17 protein-coding genes are annotated in these 18,871 nt (G+C 45.4%); 11 read left to right on the forward strand and 6 right to left on the reverse strand.

Features of this window, described 5'->3' with window-relative positions; all coding sequences use genetic code 11:
* The first annotated feature begins 134 nt into the window (after positions 1-134).
* Positions 135-674 carry a PadR family transcriptional regulator gene (locus ACFI6G_RS15735; protein ID WP_010435321.1) on the forward strand — a complete coding sequence of 180 codons (540 nt, stop codon included), beginning with the start codon at positions 135-137 and terminating at the stop codon, positions 672-674.
* Between the two features lie 129 nt (positions 675-803).
* Here ACFI6G_RS15735 and metF read toward each other — a convergent pair whose 3' ends face one another.
* The 3 genes from metF to ACFI6G_RS15750 form a co-directional block, all read right to left on the reverse strand.
* Positions 804-1,688: a methylenetetrahydrofolate reductase gene (gene metF / locus ACFI6G_RS15740; RefSeq protein ID WP_010435323.1), complete on the reverse strand. Its 885-nt coding sequence runs from the start codon at positions 1,686-1,688 to the stop codon at positions 804-806.
* A gap of 254 nt (positions 1,689-1,942) precedes the next feature.
* Positions 1,943-4,354 (reverse strand): bifunctional aspartate kinase/homoserine dehydrogenase II, encoded by a 2,412-nt coding sequence (locus ACFI6G_RS15745; RefSeq protein WP_010435325.1) that lies wholly within the window; start codon positions 4,352-4,354, stop codon positions 1,943-1,945.
* A gap of 2 nt (positions 4,355-4,356) precedes the next feature.
* The gene (locus ACFI6G_RS15750) at positions 4,357-5,538 is read right to left on the reverse strand and encodes an O-succinylhomoserine (thiol)-lyase (protein WP_010435327.1); all 1,182 of its coding nucleotides are present in this window, start codon (positions 5,536-5,538) and stop codon (positions 4,357-4,359) included.
* 208 nt (positions 5,539-5,746) lie between these two features.
* Here ACFI6G_RS15750 and metJ point away from each other — a divergent pair, with 208 nt between their 5' ends.
* Entirely contained in the window at positions 5,747-6,067 is a 321-nt protein-coding gene (gene metJ / locus ACFI6G_RS15755) for a met regulon transcriptional regulator MetJ (protein ID WP_010435330.1), read from the forward strand.
* Positions 6,068-6,276: 209 nt separating this feature from the next.
* Here metJ and ACFI6G_RS15760 read toward each other — a convergent pair whose 3' ends face one another.
* Both ACFI6G_RS15760 and rpmE read right to left on the reverse strand, forming a co-directional pair.
* Entirely contained in the window at positions 6,277-7,566 is a 1,290-nt protein-coding gene (locus ACFI6G_RS15760) for a malic enzyme-like NAD(P)-binding protein (protein WP_016783694.1), read from the reverse strand.
* 331 nt (positions 7,567-7,897) lie between these two features.
* The gene (gene rpmE, locus ACFI6G_RS15765; RefSeq protein WP_004737142.1) at positions 7,898-8,116 is read right to left on the reverse strand and encodes a 50S ribosomal protein L31; all 219 of its coding nucleotides are present in this window, start codon (positions 8,114-8,116) and stop codon (positions 7,898-7,900) included.
* A 331-nt stretch (positions 8,117-8,447) separates the two neighbouring features.
* Between rpmE and priA the strand changes: the two genes are divergently transcribed.
* The 7 genes from priA (at position 8,448) to rraA (ending at position 16,375) form a co-directional block, all read left to right on the forward strand.
* Positions 8,448-10,649, forward strand: coding sequence for a primosomal protein N' (gene priA, locus ACFI6G_RS15770; protein ID WP_016767977.1), 2,202 nt, complete (start codon positions 8,448-8,450; stop codon positions 10,647-10,649).
* Positions 10,650-10,889: 240 nt separating this feature from the next.
* Entirely contained in the window at positions 10,890-11,894 is a 1,005-nt protein-coding gene (gene cytR, locus ACFI6G_RS15775) for a DNA-binding transcriptional regulator CytR (protein WP_010435348.1), read from the forward strand.
* Positions 11,895-12,016: 122 nt separating this feature from the next.
* Positions 12,017-12,556, forward strand: a complete 540-nt coding sequence (locus tag ACFI6G_RS15780; RefSeq protein ID WP_010435351.1) for an SPOR domain-containing protein — start codon at positions 12,017-12,019, stop codon at positions 12,554-12,556.
* A 206-nt stretch (positions 12,557-12,762) separates the two neighbouring features.
* Complete coding sequence (gene hslV / locus ACFI6G_RS15785; protein WP_004729692.1) at positions 12,763-13,311, forward strand: ATP-dependent protease subunit HslV; 549 nt, start codon at positions 12,763-12,765, stop codon at positions 13,309-13,311.
* A gap of 58 nt (positions 13,312-13,369) precedes the next feature.
* Entirely contained in the window at positions 13,370-14,710 is a 1,341-nt protein-coding gene (gene hslU, locus ACFI6G_RS15790; protein ID WP_016767976.1) for an HslU--HslV peptidase ATPase subunit, read from the forward strand.
* Positions 14,711-14,865: 155 nt separating this feature from the next.
* A complete protein-coding gene (locus ACFI6G_RS15795; RefSeq protein WP_010435357.1) occupies positions 14,866-15,783 on the forward strand; it encodes a 1,4-dihydroxy-2-naphthoate polyprenyltransferase in 918 nt (305 codons plus the stop codon).
* 73 nt (positions 15,784-15,856) lie between these two features.
* Positions 15,857-16,375, forward strand: a complete 519-nt coding sequence (rraA, locus tag ACFI6G_RS15800) for a ribonuclease E activity regulator RraA (RefSeq protein ID WP_010435359.1) — start codon at positions 15,857-15,859, stop codon at positions 16,373-16,375.
* 106 nt (positions 16,376-16,481) lie between these two features.
* On the opposite strand, the gene zapB is transcribed toward rraA, so the two are convergent.
* Positions 16,482-16,724, reverse strand: coding sequence for a cell division protein ZapB (gene zapB, locus ACFI6G_RS15805; protein WP_010435362.1), 243 nt, complete (start codon positions 16,722-16,724; stop codon positions 16,482-16,484).
* Between the two features lie 324 nt (positions 16,725-17,048).
* Between zapB and glpX the strand changes: the two genes are divergently transcribed.
* Together glpX and ACFI6G_RS15815 are read left to right on the forward strand one after the other, a co-directional pair.
* Positions 17,049-18,056, forward strand: a complete 1,008-nt coding sequence (glpX, locus tag ACFI6G_RS15810; RefSeq protein WP_010435365.1) for a class II fructose-bisphosphatase — start codon at positions 17,049-17,051, stop codon at positions 18,054-18,056.
* Between the two features lie 179 nt (positions 18,057-18,235).
* A complete protein-coding gene (locus ACFI6G_RS15815) occupies positions 18,236-18,862 on the forward strand; it encodes a helix-turn-helix transcriptional regulator (protein WP_010435367.1) in 627 nt (208 codons plus the stop codon).
* The last annotated feature ends 9 nt before the right edge of the window (positions 18,863-18,871 follow it).

An 18,871-nucleotide genomic window follows, 5' to 3' on the forward strand; every position in this document is an offset into this window, starting at 1 on the left:
TGATAAACGGCTTTGTAAGGTGACATAACCAACCGATGAGTTGGTGCTACTTAGACATAACCAATATAACGTGCCATTAGAAGCACACTTGTTGTTTAAGTATTTGTTTACTGTTTACCATTTGGATTTCAGACATGTCATTACCACACGTAATTCTAACCGTTTTAAGTACACGCGATGCTACTGGTTACGATATCACAAAAGAATTCTCCGCAAGCATTGGTTACTTCTGGAAAGCTAGCCACCAACAAGTTTACCGCGAGCTAAATAAAATGGCTCAGAACGACCAGGTAACTTGCGTGCTTGAGCCTCAAGAAGGCAAACCTGATCGTAAAGTTTACTCTATCACTGATGCAGGCCGTGGCGCGCTAGGTGAATGGTTTGAACAACCAACTGCACACCCAACTGTTCGTGACGAGTTCTCAGCTAAGCTAATGGCTTGTGCTGTGCAACCTTCTGACGCTTACCGCGTACAACTTGCTGAGCTAGTAGAAGAGTCTCGCAAACTGGTTTCTCACTACAAAGAAATCGAAGCAGCTTACTACGCAACGCCATCGACGCTAGACAAGCAAGCACGCCTTGAACGCCTAACGCTTCGTCGTAACCTACTTATCCGTGAAGCATGGATTGTATGGGCTGAAGAAGTACTGCTTGAACTTGGCGCTCTTGCTTAAGTTAAGCTAGAAGCTGAAAAGCAAAAGGCTTGAACTCTTAGAGTCCAAGCCTTTTTTGTATCTATAAGATTTGAGAGGTACAGCCGATGGCTTTTTATCCGAGCCTGAGCTTAACTACAAGGCAGCGACTTATGGACGAACACCCAAAGTATGGCAAAGTGCATAAGTCATTTCTGCACGGTTTAGCGTGTAGAAGTGGAAGTCTTTCACACCTTCACGGCTCAACGTACGAACCATATCGATCGCTTGACTAGCACCCACTAACTGGCGAGTCGTTGGATCATCATCCAAACCTTCAAATTGCTTGGCCATCCAGCCCGGAACTTTCACGTTATTCATCGCAGCAAAGCGAGACGCCTGCTTGAAGTTAGAAACAGGTAAGATGCCCGGTACGATTTCAACATCGATACCTGCCGCCACACAGCGATCACGGAAACGTAAGTAACTTTCTACATCAAAAAAGAATTGCGTGATGGCACGGTTAGCGCCAGCATCCACTTTACGCTTCAGGTTAATAAGGTCTGATTGAGCACTTTTTGCTTCAGGGTGAACCTCAGGGAAAGCTGCAACAGAGATATCAAAGTCGTGGCGAGATTTAAGCAGCTCAACCAAGTCAGATGCATACATATCTGGAGCGCCACCGCCTGCTGGGATATCACCACGCAACGCAACAATGCTCTCAATGCCATTTGCCCAGTAATCATCAGCAATTTGAATCAGCTCTTCACGGCTAGCATCAATACACGTTAAGTGTGGTGCAGCAATTAGGCCTGTTTGGTTCTTAATTTCTTTAATAATTGAGTGGGTACGATCACGCTCACCCGAGTTTGCACCGTAGGTTACTGATACAAATTTTGGTTGGAGTGTTTTAAGACGGTGAACAGAATTCCACAAGGTCTCTTCCATCTTCTCACTGCTTGGTGGAAAAAACTCAAATGACACATTGATGTTGTCAGAAAGCTCAGCGATATTCTGATTTAAAGCGTCGATATGGCCTGCGTGTGTGTATCCCATCTTACTCTCCCTGTGGCAAAAACAACCACTAAAACTCAAATCCTTAAATGACGTTTAGACGTCTATATGTCTGTAGAATGTATTGAATACGATTTAATGTCAACAGATCCATTATGAATTTTTCTCAAGTAGATAGTGAGAAAAACTCAAGTCGATAGGTGAGTTGCCAAGAAGAAATAATGTAAAAAAAAGGCTGAAAAACACATCGTGCTTCCAGCCTTATTTATCTTAGTGAATAGTATGCTATTTAGAATTTAAAACAGGCTAGACATTCTGTTTAGATCAGATTGAATTGCACCTGCCGTCACTTCACGCCCCGCTCCTGGGCCACGAATAACCAATGGATTATCTTTGTACCATTTGCTCTCAATCGCAAAGATGTTATCGCAAGGCAGTAAGTTAGCCAGCGCATGCTCTTTCGACAACGCCTCCACACCGACCGTTGCCTTGCCGTTCTTCTCTAAACGCGCTACGTAACGTAAAACCTTCTGCTGAGAGTGCGCTTTTTCTAAACGCTCGGCCAGTTCTTCACTCAACACAGAAGCCTTATCAAAGAAATCATCCACTGATAAATCTTGCAGCGCTTCAGGTACTAGCGATTCGACTTTTACGTTTTCAGGCTCGATCTCTAAACCAGATTCACGCGCTAGAATCACCAACTTACGCATTACGTCTGAACCATCTAAGTCAGCACGTGGGTCTGGTTCAGTAAGGCCTTGTTGCCATGCTAAGTCGACCAACTCACTGAACGGTACTGTGCCATCAAACTGTTGGAACAACCAAGACAACGTGCCTGAGAAAATGCCAGACAACGCAATGATGTCATCGCCACTCTCACGCAGGTCGCGTACCGTGTGGTTAATCGGCAAACCTGCACCAACGGTCGCGTTGTATAACCAGTGACGGCTGATCTTAGCAAACGCATCTTGCACCTGATGGTAATACTCACTTGATGCAGAGCCTGCAACCTTGTTGGCCGAGATCAAATGAATGCCTTGTTGTGCGATTTGCAGATATTTTGCTGCAAGCACTGGGCTCGCTGTAACATCAAGAACCACCGCTTCATCGTAACCCTGAATCGAACCTAAGCGCTCTAACCAATCGTTACCATTATTAGCAATCGCTTCATCATCAAAACGCTTACTAACAGACGTCGCATCAATGCCTTGATCGTCAAACCAATAGGTTTGGCTATCAACCACCGCAACCAACTCAAAGTTCATTCCACGACGCTTTTCAAGTTCAGCCTTTTGCTCAGCAAACAGGCTTAACCAACTTGAACCAATGTTGCCCTTACCACATAAGGCAATCGCCACACGCTTCTGTGCTTGAAACAATTGAGAATGAATGCCTTTCACTAAGCTTGAGGTTTCACTCTTACGAATCACTGCGACCAAGCTTAAGCCTGAATTCGCTTCTGAGATAAATTCAACCGGTGAGCTCTTTAGTTGCTGGTAGAAGCCGTAGCAATGGTTCGGGTTTTTAGTCACACCCGCACCCACTGCAGCAATCAGAGAGAAACCTTCCTTTAGTTTGATTTCAGCTTCAATCGCATGGTCTTGTAGGTATTCCAGAGCACCACCAGCGATCTCTTCTGTGTAAGCAAGACGCAAGCAATGTTGATCCGGTTCAAGTTCATAAGCAAGTGGCTCTAGTTGAGCACGCTTAAGACCTTCCAACACTTCACTTTCTAGACGGTCGAAATCATGTCCGTGACCAAACGTCAGTTGCACGATAAGAACTTCATCTAAAGAGGTAATAATTTTTGCACCGCGACCTGAAGCCAGTACTCGCTCTATCTGTGTAGAGCCCGCCTCTGGCTGGTAACTGCAGCGTAAGCTCAGATCCATAGCACTTTGAGCCACAGGTTGTAGCGTTCGGCTATGAAGCACAGGAGCCGCTAGACGAGCCAGTTCACTCGCTTCATCAAGGCGAAGTAAAGGTAACAAACACGCATCTGAAACTAAACGAGGATCAGCACTGTATACACCAGCCACGTCACTCCAAATCGTTACGCGTTCAACTTCTGCCAAAGCACCAATCACTGTCGCCGAGTAATCCGAACCGTTGCGGCCGAGCAGCACTGTTTCGCCCTCGCAGTTCTGAGCCATAAAGCCAGTAATCACTACACGGCAATGCGTATGCTGAGCCAAAACTTCTTTAATCAGAGGGTAAGAACGTGCGCGATCAACTTCAGGTTGAGCGCCCACTTCTGCTCGTAAAAAAGCACGCGCATCTTGAGCGACGGCTTGTAAATCATTTTGGCACAACAAAGCCGCCAACAAGCGTGAAGACCAAACTTCGCCATGACCAAGCACTTGCGCTTTTTGCACTTCACTTAGAGGAGCAGTTAACTCTCCTAAAGCGGTGAATTCTTGTTGGATGGTTGCCGTTAGTTGCACTGCGAGCTCACCTTCAAGAAGCACTTCAATCAGCTCTAGTTGGAACTGACGAAGAGTTTGTAGGCACTCATGGGCAATACGACCATCTTTATCGAGAGCTTCAACAAACTCTATCAAGCGGTTGGTTGTTTTACCTGCGGCAGATACCACAACCAAATCGGTTGCTGATGAATATTCTCTAAGAATGTTCACAACGCGTTGGTAACATTCAGGGTTCGCTAAGCTGCTACCACCAAATTTATGTAGCTGGCGAAAGGTTGTCATTATTAACCCTCCCCTTCAGCGATAAAGCGTTTTGTCTTTTCAAAGGCTTGCTTGAGATCGTCAATCAAATCTTCAGCGTCTTCTAAACCAACCGAAAGGCGTAATAGTTGCTGAGAGATCCCCGCTTCTGCCAAGGCTTCTTCACCCATTGCACGGTGAGTCATCGACGCAGGGTGACAAATCAAGCTTTCAACACCGCCCAAAGACTCAGCTAAAGAGAACAGCGCTAACTCGCCAACAAAGTATTTAAGCGCCTCAAATGAGCCTGAAAATTCAAAGCTCAGCATTGAACCAAAGCCAGACTGCTGTTTCTTCGCAATATCATGACCTGGGTGGTCAGATAAACTTGGGTGATAAATAGTGCCAACAAGATCTTGCTGCTGTAGCGAAGTTAAGATTTCACGCGAGCTCTCTTCATGAACACGCATACGAGCCCCAAGCGTACGAATACCACGTAGCGTCATGTAGCTATCAAACGGTGTGCCGGTCGCACCGATGCAGTTGCCCCACCAAGCTAACTCTTCAGCGTGCTCTTCCGTCTTGGTAACGACCACACCACCAATCACGTCTGAGTGACCATTAATGAATTTCGTTGTTGAGTGGATAACAAAATCGGCACCTAGCTCTAACGGCTTTTGGAACACAGGCGTCAAAAACGTATTATCAACAGCAACCAATGCACCCACTTCTTTTGCTTTACGGCAAGTTTCAGCAATATCAACCACGCGAACCAGTGGGTTCGATGGAGTCTCTAATAAGATCAGCTTAGGCTTAAGTGCGATCGCCGCATCTAGCGCAGCTTGATCCGATTGATCAACAAACAGCACTTTAAAATCGCCTTTAAGCGAACGCGTGTTAAATAGACGGTAAGTACCACCATAACAATCGTGTGGTGCGACAATAAGATCATCACCACCTAAGAAAGTAGACACCCATAAGTTAAGCGCCGACGTGCCACAGTTAGTCACAACGGCACCTTTACCAGACTCCAGTTCAAACAGAGCAGTTTCTAATAAACCACGGTTTGGGTTACCAGAACGGGTGTAATCGTACTTTGGCACTTCACCAAAAGCGGGAAAACCGTAGTTAGTCGACAGATAAATAGGTGGAACTACGGCATGATGTTGAGTGTCTGACTCGATGCCAGTACGTACGGCGATGGTTGCTGGCTTCCGGCTGCTCATAGGTGCTTCCTTACAAGTTTGGCGTCTGGGTATCACAGCAGCTTGTGGGGTTTTTGCGGCTGTGTTAGATATATGTTATTCACTTTACTTTCATAAACGCGAGACGTCAACACTTCTAGACGTCTATATGTCTTTGCTTATGGCAGTAAATCCCGCTAAAATCACCACTATTAATTTATTCTAACAACTAAAGTGATGAAGGTACGCAATGGCCGACTGGAATGGTGAATACATAAGCCCATATGCTGAGCATGGAAAGAAAAGCGAACAAGTAAAGAAAATTACAGTTTCTATCCCTCTAAAAGTGTTAAAGGTTCTCACTGACGAGCGTACTCGCCGCCAGATTAACAACCTACGCCATGCAACAAACAGTGAGCTACTGTGCGAAGCCTTTCTACATGCGTACACAGGCCAGCCACTGCCAACGGATGAAGACCTTCGTAAAGATCGCCCAGATGATATTCCTGCTGAAGTGAAAGAACTGATGACAGCAATGGGTATCGAGTTCGAAGCATTTGACGAAGAATAACAATAACTCAGTCGCTGCCTTCAGTATTGATCCGCTATAGCTGAACCCTATTTGTCACATCAGCCACTATCTTATCTAGGCGTGTGCTGTAAATGATAGACATAAAAAAACCGACTCCTGATGAGTCGGTTTTTTATTATTCTTTTTTGCTCAATCGAGCAACCGCTATAACAAGCGATTACGCCATCCAGTATCTATGCCATATGCTTTTATGCCATATAGTTAGCAGGCATCTCAATACGAGCTACGCCAGATTCAACGGCCGCTTCTGCTACCGCTTTTGCTACACGAGGAAGTAGACGTGGGTCCATTGGCTTAGGAATGATGTAACCCTTACCGAACTCCAGTGCAGTTTCACCTGCAGCTGCTAGTACTTCAGCTGGAACTTCTTCTTTCGCTAGTTCACGAATAGCTTTAACCGCCGCTAGCTTCATTTCGTCATTGATTTCGCTCGCACGTACGTCTAGTGCACCACGGAAAATGAATGGGAAACAAAGTACGTTGTTTACCTGGTTAGGGTAATCACTGCGGCCTGTACCCATAATTAGATCAGAACGAACTTCGTGAGCAAGCTGTGGCTTGATCTCTGGATCAGGGTTTGAACATGCAAACACAACTGGCTTATCAGCCATTAGCGTTAGTGCTTCTGCTGGTAGCAAATTAGGGCCAGATACGCCCAAGAAAAGATCAGCACCTTCAATAACATCTTCAAGCGTACGCTTGTCGGTGTTGTTTGCGAACAGTGCTTTGTACTCATTCAGGTCATCACGACGAGTGTGGATCACACCTTTACGATCAAGCATGTAGATCTTCTCACGCTGAGCGCCACACTTAATCAGTAGTTCCATACAAGCAACTGCGGCTGCTCCGGCGCCTAAGCAAACGATCTTACACTCTTCGAGTTTTTTACCTTGAAGCTCGATTGCATTCAGCATACCCGCGGCAGTTACAATCGCAGTACCATGTTGGTCATCGTGGAATACAGGTACATCACAACGCTCAATCAGGCGACGTTCAATTTCAAAACAGTCTGGTGCTTTGATGTCTTCTAGGTTAATACCGCCGAATGTATCTGCGATATTCGCAACCGTATCAACGAACTCATCGATTGTGCGGTGTTTTACTTCAATATCGATAGAATCTAAACCAGCAAAACGCTTAAACAGTAACGCTTTACCTTCCATAACAGGTTTAGAAGCAATAGGGCCAAGGTTACCTAAGCCAAGAATCGCGGTACCGTTAGAGATAACTGCAACCATGTTGCCTTTACCTGTGTACTTGTAAACGTTATCGACGTTCTGTGCGATCTCTCGGACTGGCTCAGCCACACCAGGACTGTATGCAAGTGCTAGGTCTTCTGCAGAGTTTGCAGGCTTCGTCAGTTCTACGGCAATTTTGCCAGGAATTGGGAACTCATGGTAATCAAGAGCTTGCTGACGGAATTGTTCTTGAGGCGATAATTCTTGAGAGGATTGAGCTTGGCTGCTGTCTTCAGACATAGGTGTAGGTTCCTAGGATATTATTATTTGGGGGATCTTGTTCATGTTAATGGATGTACTTCAAAGTTCCTAGATGGTTGAAGCCTCTGTCTCATTAAAAAACGAGATTTCACTACTAATAAGACCAGTGAGCAGTTGAACTTACTGTCGCTTGTTGCACTTTCGAGTAGATTTCAATCATGCATGATTCAGGCGGAACGATGAGAGTTAAGCTTAGTTGGCGAAAGAGTATAAGAATAGGTTAAGAACGGAATAATATTGATCTGTTTATCAAACGCCAGAAAACAAAAAAGGACACCGAAGTGTCCTTTTTGTTTCTAAATAGCGAGAATTACTTCTTGCTAGAAAGAGCACCGAAACGCTTGTTGAAGCGATCAACACGGCCGCCCGTATCTACGATACGTTGCTTACCAGTGTAGAATGGGTGACATTTGTCACATACGTCTAGGTGGATAGATTCTTTTGCAAGCGTTGAGTTGAACTCAAATGTGTTGCCGCAAGAACAAGTTGCAGTAACTGCTTTGTATTCTGGGTGGATTCCAGCTTTCATGGGATAACCTCAAGTAGGCCGTGTCGCTATACGATTCTAAGCCGCACACCACACGTAGTTAAAAAAATAAATAAAGACACCGCTGTATCACTAAATAGAGATAAAGCCATACCTTTAAGGCGCAGTATAGTAATGAATCTGTGAGATAGGATCAACTAATTTGATACATTTTTCACCAATCGTATCTTTATTTTCTACATCGAGTGGGATTTAGACGTGCTAGTTGGCTTCATACGCTAACTCAGCCTTCTCATCCAAACTGCTTCTCGAATTTAACTGGCTTATCCTTTAGACTGTTCGCTCTCGTCAACTCAGATAAAGCCGTCCCTTTATGCGTCCAATGATTGCCCGTGTGGCACTGCCTGTTCCACTCGACAAGCAGTTCGATTACAAGATTCCCAACCACCTATTTCCTATCATTGGCGGTCGAGTATCTGTGCCATTCGGACGACAAACCTTAACTGGCATCGTCACGGCTCTGGTTAACGAATCAGAATTCGAGCTAGACAAGCTCAAGCCAATCAAAGCTTTATTAGATAACCAACCCGTTTGGCCAGAATCAGTCTACTCACTCTTAATGTGGTGTAGCCAGTTTTATCAGTATCCATTGGGTGAAACTTTGGCTAACGCTCTGCCAAGCGCTTTACGAAAAGGAAAAGCGGCCGACTTCGCAACACTTGTCGAGTGGCAACTGACCCCATCAGGTAGAGATCAGCTGATGCAAGGCTTTGGTCGTGCGGTCAAGCAAGCCAAAGTGATGCACATGCTTGAGCACGGTCCCGTTCCTCATCAAGAGTTCATCGATGAAGAAGTCGGTAGTGCTGTACTCAAGACACTCGAAGAAAAAGGTTGGATTGAATCTGCTGAGAAAAAACCGAAACGCCAACCGTGGCCAACTGACCTCGAAAACGACCAAGACAAACCTAAGCTCAACGAAGAGCAAGCTATCGCGATAGCAACGGTAAATAGCCAAACCGACTTTGGTTGCTTCTTATTAGAAGGTGTCACGGGCTCAGGTAAAACTGAAGTCTACCTTAATATGATCAAGCCGATTCTAGACCAAGGTAAACAAGCGTTAGTCTTGGTTCCTGAAATAGGCCTGACACCTCAAACGATTAACCGCTTTAAACGACGCTTTAATGTACCCGTTGAGGTAATCCATTCAGGGTTAAACGATTCTGAGCGATTGAATGCTTGGTTATCGGCGCGTGATAAAATTGCGGGTATCGTGATTGGTACACGCTCGGCTCTATTCACGCCTTTTGCCGATCTGGGCATCATTATTGTCGATGAAGAACATGATGCTTCATATAAACAGCAAGACAGCCTCCGCTACCACGCTCGTGATGTGGCGATCATGCGTGCTCACAAAGCACAGATTCCGGTTGTTCTTGGTTCAGCTACTCCGGCCTTTGAGACACTGCACAATGCTCAGATCGGTAAATACAGCTACCTCACTCTCACCTCACGCGCGGGGGTCGCTCTGCCGACCACCAATAAAGTATTGGATGTTAAGGGGGAATACCTAGAAAGCGGCTTATCTGCGTCGTTGATTGCAGAAATGCAAAGGCATCTCAAGGCGGGTAACCAAGTGATGTTGTTCCTCAACCGCCGTGGGTTTTCTCCAGCACTGATGTGTCACGATTGTGGTTGGACTGCAGAATGTAAACGCTGTGACGCTTACTACACCTATCACCAATACAGTAATGAGATGCGCTGCCACCATTGTGGTTCACAACAGCATATCGTACATAATTGCCAAGGCTGTGGTTCAGCGAACTTAGTAACCGTGGGTGTCGGTACCGAGCAACTAGAAGCTCAACTTGGCCAACTATTCCCTGAATACAAAACCATTCGCATTGATCGCGATAGTACTCGCCGTAAAGGCAGCCTAGAAAATGCATTAGAGTCGATTCGCAAAGGTGAATACCAAATCCTGATTGGTACACAGATGCTTGCTAAAGGGCATCACTTCCCAGATGTCACACTTGTTGCGTTATTGGATGTTGATGGCTCTTTATATAGTAGTGACTTTAGAGCTTCAGAACGCCTTGCTCAGTTATTCATTCAAGTAGCGGGACGCGCCGGTCGTGCAAGTAAACCGGGTGAAGTCATCTTACAAACTCACCACCCTGAACACGGATTACTGCAAGCACTATTACATAAAGACTATAACCACTTCGCTCAGACTGCCTTAGCCGAACGCAAACAGGCGATGTTACCGCCATATACCTTTATGACGTTATTCCGAGCGGAAGCTAATGACACGCGCTTAGTGGAAGAGTTTCTACGTCAAGTGCGTCATACATTGGAATCGCACCCGCTGTTTGACCAATATTGTATGGTGTTAGGGCCAACCCCTGCCCCGTTAGCAAAACGAGCGGGCAAGTCACGCTGGCAGTTAATCTTACAAACTCAGACGCGTTCATTAATGCAGAAGCTATTAATGAGCGCGAAACCGGCAATCAATATGTTACCCGCTGCAAAAAAAGTCCGCTGGTCACTCGATATAGAGCCTCAAGATTTGAGCTAAATCCCATCGGGTTAAAACTAATGATAAGTTTGTTCACAAATCTTTCATATTTCTCGTGAGCAACTTCACACTAGTCATGTGATTTTTGTTAATCTAGCCGTAACTTTACACAGATTAAACGAATAAAATATTGCAATAAAAAAAGTGTTAGCAACACTTTCACAATATCTATTCGATTAAATTTATTATTCATGCCTTAGATACTTAGGCAGCAAAGGAACTTACAAGAGGGTTTAATTTATGGCGACAATGAAGGATGTTGCCCAGCTAGCAGGCGTCTCAACAGCAACGGTATCACGTGCATTGATGAACCCTGAAAAAGTCTCTGTTTCTACTCGTAAGCGAGTCGAAGCGGCAGTGCTAGAAGCTGGATACTCACCCAACACATTAGCTAGAAACTTACGTCGCAACGAATCAAAAACCATCATCACTATCGTTCCTGATATCTGTGACCCTTATTTTGCTGAAATCATTCGTGGTATCGAAGACGCCGCAGTAGAAAATGATTACCTTGTTCTACTGGGTGATAGCGGCCAGCAAAAGAAGCGCGAGTCTTCTTTTGTTAACTTGGTTTTCACCAAGCAAGCTGACGGTATGCTGCTGCTTGGCACTGACCATCCGTTTGATGTCAGCAAGCCTGAACAAAAGAATTTACCGCCGATGGTGATGGCATGTGAATTCGCCCCTGAGCTTGAATTACCGACAGTACACATCGATAACTTAACCTCTGCATTTGAAGCGGTTAACTACCTAGCCCAATTAGGTCATAAGCGTATCGCTCAAATATCTGGCCCAATATCAGCGACACTGTGTAAATTCCGCCAACAAGGCTACCAACAAGCATTGCGCCGTGCGGGTGTATCAATGAACCCAGCTTATAGCACGGTCGGTGACTTTACCTTTGAAGCTGGTGCTCAAGCGGTTCGTCAACTTCTAGCTCTGCCCGAGCAACCTACTGCTATTTTCTGTCATAACGATGCAATGGCGATTGGTGCGATTCAAGAAGCGAAGAAGCTAGGTTTACGCGTCCCTCAAGATTTATCAATTGTTGGCTTTGATGACATCCAATTCGCTCAATACTGCGATCCACCACTGACAACAATTTCTCAGCCTCGTTACGAGATTGGACGTCAAGCCATGCTAATGATGCTTGATCTCCTTAAAGGTAACGATGTTCAAGCTGGTTCACGTCTGCTTGAAGCTAAACTCGTGGTTCGAGGCAGTACTGCACCACCGCGAATTTAATAGCACAAAATACCTATACAAAGTGGCGGTACATTTTGACGTGCCGCTTCCATTTCTGCACTATTATCCTCGCGCAATCTGGATTACCATGAGAGCAGAATCATCAACTATTGAATTGTCTTGTGGCTAATAGAGATTATGTAAAGCGCGGTCGTGGCACAAAAAAAACGACTAAAAAACAAGCCCCTCGCCGTAAGCCTTGGCGCAGTGGTCTTTTGGCGATCCTCCTTGCCGGTGGTTTTGGTTATGGACTTTACTTACTGAGTAATGATCCTGAGCCGCCAACTCCCGCTCCTGTGGTAACCAAACCAAAACCTAAGCCAAAACCTGCGAAAATGATTCCACCACCTCCTGAAGAGAAATGGGATTATGTCGAAACGCTGCCAAGCCGCGAAATTGAAGTCAAAGCAAAAGAGCAACAGATCTCAAAAATCCCTTACGTGATGCAGTGTGGTGCTTACAAAACCTCGTCACAAGCTGAAGCTCGTAAGTTAGATATTGCCTTCCAAGGTATCTCAAGCGAAATCCGCAAGAAAGATGGCAGCAGTTGGTATCGTGTGGTTCTTGGACCATACAAGTTGAAGCGCGACGCTGAGCGAGATCGCCATAAGCTGCAACGAGCGAAAATAGAACCTTGTGCTATTTGGAAAGATACCGAGTAGTTACAGATTTAGCAGAAGCAGAAAAAACCAAACACTGAAGGCCTCCCATTGTGGAGGTTTTCTTTTATTCGCTCCCTTTCTCCAACTTTCCTTACAACTTCCGTCGATAAGTTGCACGACATCACTCGTGGTTCCTTGAATTATCCGAGTGCCATCCTCATATACTTTTTATACCCAAAGATAAGAAATATTAAGAGGCCCTACTCGTGACTACCATTGTATCTGTACGTCGTAATAATAAAGTCGTCATCGCGGGTGATGGACAAGTATCTCTAGGCAATACTGTAATGAAGGGCAATGCCCGTAAAGTACGTCGCCTATACAACAACAAAGTACTGGCAGGTTTTGCTGGCGGTACCGCTGATGCTTTCACGCTATTCGAAAAATTTGAAAGCAAGCTACAAATGCACCAAGGCCACCTGACCAAAGCTGCCGTTGAGCTAGCGAAGGATTGGCGTAGCGACCGTGCTCTACGTAAGTTAGAAGCATTGCTTGCAGTAGCGGATGAGACCGCTTCACTGATCATCACTGGTAACGGTGACGTAGTTCAACCTGAGAATGATCTGATTGCGATCGGTTCGGGCGGTAACTTCGCTCAAGCAGCAGCTACTGCACTATTAGAAAATACTGATTTAGATGCGCGTGAAATCGCAGAAAAGTCGCTGAACATTGCCGGCGATATCTGTGTCTTCACCAACCATCACCACACTATTGAAGAACTAGAAAGCACCGTTGAGCTGCCAAAGCCAGAGTAACGACCGCTTCCATCAATAACGTTGTATTCAACAGTGATTAAAGAATTAAGGAAAAACCATGTCTGAGATGACTCCTCGCGAAATTGTCCACGAACTCAATCGCCACATTATCGGCCAAGACAACGCTAAGCGTTCAGTTGCTATTGCCCTGCGTAACCGCTGGCGTCGTATGCAGCTTGAAGAAAGCCTGCGTGTTGAAGTATCACCAAAGAACATCCTAATGATTGGCCCAACGGGTGTAGGTAAAACTGAAATTGCTCGCCGCCTAGCGAAATTAGCAAACGCGCCTTTCATCAAGGTAGAAGCGACTAAGTTCACCGAAGTGGGTTACGTTGGTAAAGAAGTTGAAACCATCATCCGTGATCTAACGGACGTTGCGATCAAGATGACGCACCAACAAGCGATGGAAAAAGTACAATACCGCGCTGAAGAACAAGCTGAAGAACGCATTCTTGATGCCCTTCTACCACCAGCTCGTGATGCTTGGGGTCAGAACGAGCAATCAACTGAAGACACAACCTCTTCAAACACTCGTCAGATTTTCCGTAAAAAACTGCGCGAAGGTAAGCTAGACGACAAAGAGATCGAAGTTGATGTAGCGGCACCGCAAATGGGTGTTGAAATCATGTCACCTCCAGGTATGGAAGAGATGACTAACCAGCTACAAGGCATGTTCCAAAATCTCGCTGGCGACACCAAGAAAAAGCGTAAGATGAAAATCAAAGACGCATTCAAAGCACTGACAGAAGAAGAAGCTGCGAAGCTTGTGAACCAGGAAGAGCTAAAAGAGAACGCGATCTTCAACGCTGAAAACAACGGTATCGTGTTCATCGATGAGATCGACAAAATCTGTAAACGTGGTGACAGCTCAGGCCCAGACGTATCTCGCGAAGGTGTTCAACGTGACCTACTGCCTCTTATCGAAGGCAGCACAGTATCAACGAAACACGGCATGGTTAAAACTGATCACATCTTGTTTATCACATCAGGCGCATTCCAAGTGGCTAAGCCATCTGACCTGATCCCTGAGCTGCAAGGTCGTCTACCAATCCGTGTAGAACTTGAAGCGCTTTCTGCACATGACTTCAAACGAATTCTTACTGAGCCAAAAGCATCTTTAACAGAGCAATACATTGCCCTGATGAAAACAGAAGATGTGAGCATTGAGTTCACTGAAGATGGCATTAATCAGATTGCTGACGCGGCATGGCGTGTTAACGAAACCACGGAGAATATCGGTGCGCGTCGCCTACATACTGTTATGGAACGCCTAATGGATGAGATTTCATTCGACGCAACAGAAAAAGCCGGCAGCAAACTCGTCATTGATGAAGCTTACGTAACGTCGAAGCTCGGTGAATTCGTTGAAGACGAAGACCTAAGCCGCTTCATCCTGTAGCACACGAAACTCCAACTTATTGCTCTATCTCAAAGAAATAGCAGCTAATAAGCGAATTCAAGGCCCACTTTCGAGTGGGCTTTTTATTACTTGAAGAATGGGCGTATACTCAAATCACAGTTTGAAACGAAGACTTACAAAGAAATAGACCTACGATGAAACAATCTCTACTGATTTGGCTTGATGCCGCACGACCGAAAACTCTGCCTCTCGCACTCGTCTCTATTCTTACAGGAAGTAGTTTAGCGTTCTCCAGCGATCACTTTTCTTTATCGATAGCACTACTGGCTTTTTTAACCGCCACACTCTTACAAATTTTATCGAACCTAGCGAATGACTATGGCGATGCGGCTAAAGGCACCGACAACGAAAATCGTCTAGGACCAACACGCGCAATGCAATCTGGCGCGGTGACGGCAACAACCATGAAGCAAGCGATCATCCTCAATATCGTGTTTACCGTTATCGCAGGGCTCATTCTGATTTTCCATGCGCTGACATCAATTGAAAGCATTCTGTCTTTCATCGCACTCGGCGTATTAGCGATTGTCGCGGCTATCGCATATACCGTAGGCAACAAACCCTATGGATATATTGGCCTAGGGGACTTATCTGTCTTTATCTTCTTTGGTTTGTTAGGTGTTTCTGGTACTTACTTCTTACACACTGGTCATGTTGAACCAAGTCTATTTCTTCCAGCGTTAGGCTGCGGACTGATGGCGGTTGCGGTACTCAATATCAATAACATGCGTGATATCGAAAACGACAGTGAATGCGGGAAACGCACCATGGCCGTTCGTCTAGGACAACGCAAAGCTAAGCAATACCACTTTGCACTTCTTGGATTGGCTCTCGCGTCTTTCGCTCTGTACCTACTCATTCAAGAAAAACCAGTCTGGATCAGTCTACCGTTTTTACTCAGCATTATTATTGTCTATAAGCATGGCAAGGCCGTGTGGGAAACAGAGAAGCCAGCACAAATAGCGCCGATGATGCCTGTCATTGTGAAATGCTCACTGGTCACTAACCTATTGTTTGCAGGGGTTGTCGTAGCTCAAACTCTACTGAGTTAATTGAGACTAATCATTGCAAAGGGATCAAGCACCGATATACTCAAACTAAGCTCATTGTTCAAAAGGTACGCAAATGGAATACAACACTTCAGCACTGTGCGACATATATCTGGATCAAGTGGATGTCGTGGAACCAATGTTCAGCAACTTCGGTGGACGAGCATCCTTCGCCGGACAGATCACGACATTAAAGTGTTTTGAAGACAACGCTTTGATTCGCTCCGTATTAGAGCAAGATGGCTTGGGACGAGTGTTGTTAATCGATGGTGGCGGCTCACTACGTAAAGCGCTGATCGATGCGGAGATAGCCCTACTTGCCGAAGACAATGAGTGGGAAGGTATTGTGGTTTACGGCTGTGTGCGTGAAGTCGATGAGCTTGAAGATATGAACCTAGGTATTCAAGCCCTAGCCTCTATACCTGTCGGCGCAAGCCAAGGTGGAGTAGGTGAGATTGATGTACCGGTTAACTTTGGTAGCGTGACCTTCTTACCGGAAGATTACCTCTACGCAGACAACACCGGCATCATCCTTTCTGCAGAGCCTCTGGATGTAGAACTTGATCTGGATGTTGAAGAAGAAGAGGTCGAGTAACTCAGCTTTGAATAATAAAACAAAGCATAAGAGTACGAAGCATTAGAACACAAACAAAAACGCCCGCTAATCAGTAGCGGGCGTTTTTTTAAATCCGAAGAGTCAATTACTCTACGTCATCCATTTTACCAAGAAGGTTACGGATACGATCTTGCCATGCAGAATGCTCTTCCTGCATTTGCTGAGTTTTTTGCTCTAGCTCATGACGACTTGCTTTAAGCTCACTAGCTTCAGTTGCTAGTGCTTGTTTCTCTTCTTTAAGCTCTTCCACTTCCATTTGAAGAAGTGCAATTGTATCTACTGCTGTTTGAATTTTTGCTTCTAGCTGCTCTAGTACTTCAAAAGACATTCTGGCCTACCTTTAAGTTATTCGTTTGATGGTGAAGGTTCACTCCACTTATTTCCCCATTCTACTCAGCAGAGCAAGGATAAACACTCAATATATTCGATATTTTGCGTCATTCGATGAAAAAAACAGCGCTTTTTACCGAATATTGACGTGAACTATTACCAACGCAACAACAGACTGATTATTTTGATGAATATTACCGGTTTTCGACCGCAAATTGATCAAGAGCAATCCCCAAAAAACAAAAAGGCAAACGTTTCCTTTTGGATATGGTAAAATTCGCCGCGAAATTTCTATTCCCCCTTTGAAAATTTTGGAGTCCGCATGAAACGCGATTTAGCAATGTCATTCTCTCGTGTCACAGAAGGTGCAGCACTAGCTGGTTACAAGTGGCTTGGCCGTGGCGATAAAAACGCTGCAGATGGCGCTGCTGTAGAAGTAATGCGTAGCCTATTAAACAAAACCGAAATTAGCGGTGAGATTGTTATCGGCGAAGGTGAAATCGATGATGCACCCATGCTATACATCGGCGAAAACGTAGGTGTAGGCGGCGACGCTGTCGACATCGCAGTTGACCCAATTGAAGGGACACGCATGACAGCAATGGGTCAATCAAATGCATTGGCAGTACTTGCTGCAGGCGAAAAAGGCAGCTTCCTTAAAGCGCCTGATATGTACATGGAAAAATTGGTAGTAGGCCCTGGCGCTAAAGGCGTGATTGACCTAGAGCTTCCATTGACCGAGAACCTCGAAAACATCGCTAAAGCATTAGGTAAAACACTCGATACTCTAGTAGTAACCACGCTTGCTAAACCTCGTCACGATCAAATCATCGCTGACATGCAAGCAATGGGCGTCCGTGTATTTGCAGTGCCTGATGGTGATGTTGCTGCTTCAATCCTAACGTGTATGCCAGATAGCGAAGTAGACGTCATGTACTGCATCGGCGGTGCACCTGAAGGTGTGGTTTCTGCTGCGGTTATTCGCGCACTAGACGGCGACATGCACGGCCGTCTTCTCCCTCGTCATGAAGTCAAAGGCGACACAGAAGAAAACCGTAAACACGGCGAAATTGAACTAGAACGTTGTGCTGAAATGGGCGTAACAGCGGGCATCGTGTTAAAAATGGAAGACATGGCGCGCAGCGACAACGTTGTATTCTCAGCAACAGGTATCACTAAGGGTGACTTACTAGAAGGTATTTCTCGCAAAGGTAATATCGCAACCACAGAAACACTGCTTATCCGTGGTCGCTGCCGTACGATCCGTCGTATCAAGTCTATCCACTATCTAGAGCGTAAAGACCCAGAAGTAGTGGGTCATATCCTGTAAACCTAAGCTCGGTTAAACAAAACATTCGAAGGCTGATACCAAGTATCAGCCTTTTGTTTTATGTCCTACGAGAATGGCACCATTTACAATCAATATAGTAAATGGTTATCAATATAGTAAATGGTTTGCTTTATAAACACCTTGCCCCATAATAGTAAGGTTCATGAGGTAGGGATAGTATGAAAACGAGCGACAAAATCTTACAAACCATTAAGCGTCAAGGCGCGGTAACCGCGAAACAATTGTCAGAAGAATTTGGCATGACGACAATGGGTGCAAGACAGCACCTGCAAAGTTTGGAAGATGACGGTATTCTTGCGTTTCATGACGTAAAAGTAAAAGTGGGACGCCCTACCCGCCACTGGTCTCTGACTCAGCAAGGGCATAGTCAATTCTCAGACCGACACGGTGAACTCACCATTCAGGTGATTGACGCTGTCGAAAACCTATTTGGCAAAGAAGGCTTAGCTAAAGTTGCAGCTGAACGTGAACAGCACACTCTTAAGCAATATCAAGCCGCTCTATCCGACTGTAATAATCTGATCAGTAAACTTGAAAAACTCACCCAACTTCGCGAAGAAGAAGGCTACATGGCAGAACTTCAAGAACAAGGTGATAACTATATCTTGATCGAAAATCACTGTCCTATCTGTAAAGCAGCGACTCGCTGTCCAAGCCTCTGTCAATCTGAGCTCAATGTATTTACTGAGTTACTCAAAGGTGAGTGTCATGTAAGCCGCACTGAACACATTATCGCTGGTGAGCGACGCTGTACTTATACTTTAACACCAGCACTTTTAACGTAGCCTCTGTAT

This window comes from Vibrio sp. PSi01 (genome assembly GCF_054960695.1).

Excerpts from the sequence above, each read along its gene's own strand:
- rpmE (WP_004737142.1), bottom strand. The coding sequence starts at position 8,116 with ATGAAAGCTGGAATCCACCCAGAATACAAAGCAGTTACTGCAACTTGT.
- ACFI6G_RS15750 (WP_010435327.1), bottom strand. The coding sequence starts at position 5,538 with ATGAGCAGCCGGAAGCCAGCAACCATCGCCGTACGTACTGGCATCGAG.
- glpX (WP_010435365.1), top strand. The coding sequence starts at position 17,049 with ATGAAACGCGATTTAGCAATGTCATTCTCTCGTGTCACAGAAGGTGCA.
- priA (WP_016767977.1), top strand. The coding sequence starts at position 8,448 with ATGCGTCCAATGATTGCCCGTGTGGCACTGCCTGTTCCACTCGACAAG.
- ACFI6G_RS15735 (WP_010435321.1), top strand. The coding sequence starts at position 135 with ATGTCATTACCACACGTAATTCTAACCGTTTTAAGTACACGCGATGCT.
- ACFI6G_RS15760 (WP_016783694.1), bottom strand. The coding sequence starts at position 7,566 with ATGTCTGAAGACAGCAGCCAAGCTCAATCCTCTCAAGAATTATCGCCT.
- hslU (WP_016767976.1), top strand. The coding sequence starts at position 13,370 with ATGTCTGAGATGACTCCTCGCGAAATTGTCCACGAACTCAATCGCCAC.
- rraA (WP_010435359.1), top strand. The coding sequence starts at position 15,857 with ATGGAATACAACACTTCAGCACTGTGCGACATATATCTGGATCAAGTG.
- metF (WP_010435323.1), bottom strand. The coding sequence starts at position 1,688 with ATGGGATACACACACGCAGGCCATATCGACGCTTTAAATCAGAATATC.
- zapB (WP_010435362.1), bottom strand. The coding sequence starts at position 16,724 with ATGTCTTTTGAAGTACTAGAGCAGCTAGAAGCAAAAATTCAAACAGCA.
- metJ (WP_010435330.1), top strand. The coding sequence starts at position 5,747 with ATGGCCGACTGGAATGGTGAATACATAAGCCCATATGCTGAGCATGGA.
- cytR (WP_010435348.1), top strand. The coding sequence starts at position 10,890 with ATGGCGACAATGAAGGATGTTGCCCAGCTAGCAGGCGTCTCAACAGCA.
- ACFI6G_RS15795 (WP_010435357.1), top strand. The coding sequence starts at position 14,866 with ATGAAACAATCTCTACTGATTTGGCTTGATGCCGCACGACCGAAAACT.
- ACFI6G_RS15815 (WP_010435367.1), top strand. The coding sequence starts at position 18,236 with ATGAAAACGAGCGACAAAATCTTACAAACCATTAAGCGTCAAGGCGCG.
- ACFI6G_RS15745 (WP_010435325.1), bottom strand. The coding sequence starts at position 4,354 with ATGACAACCTTTCGCCAGCTACATAAATTTGGTGGTAGCAGCTTAGCG.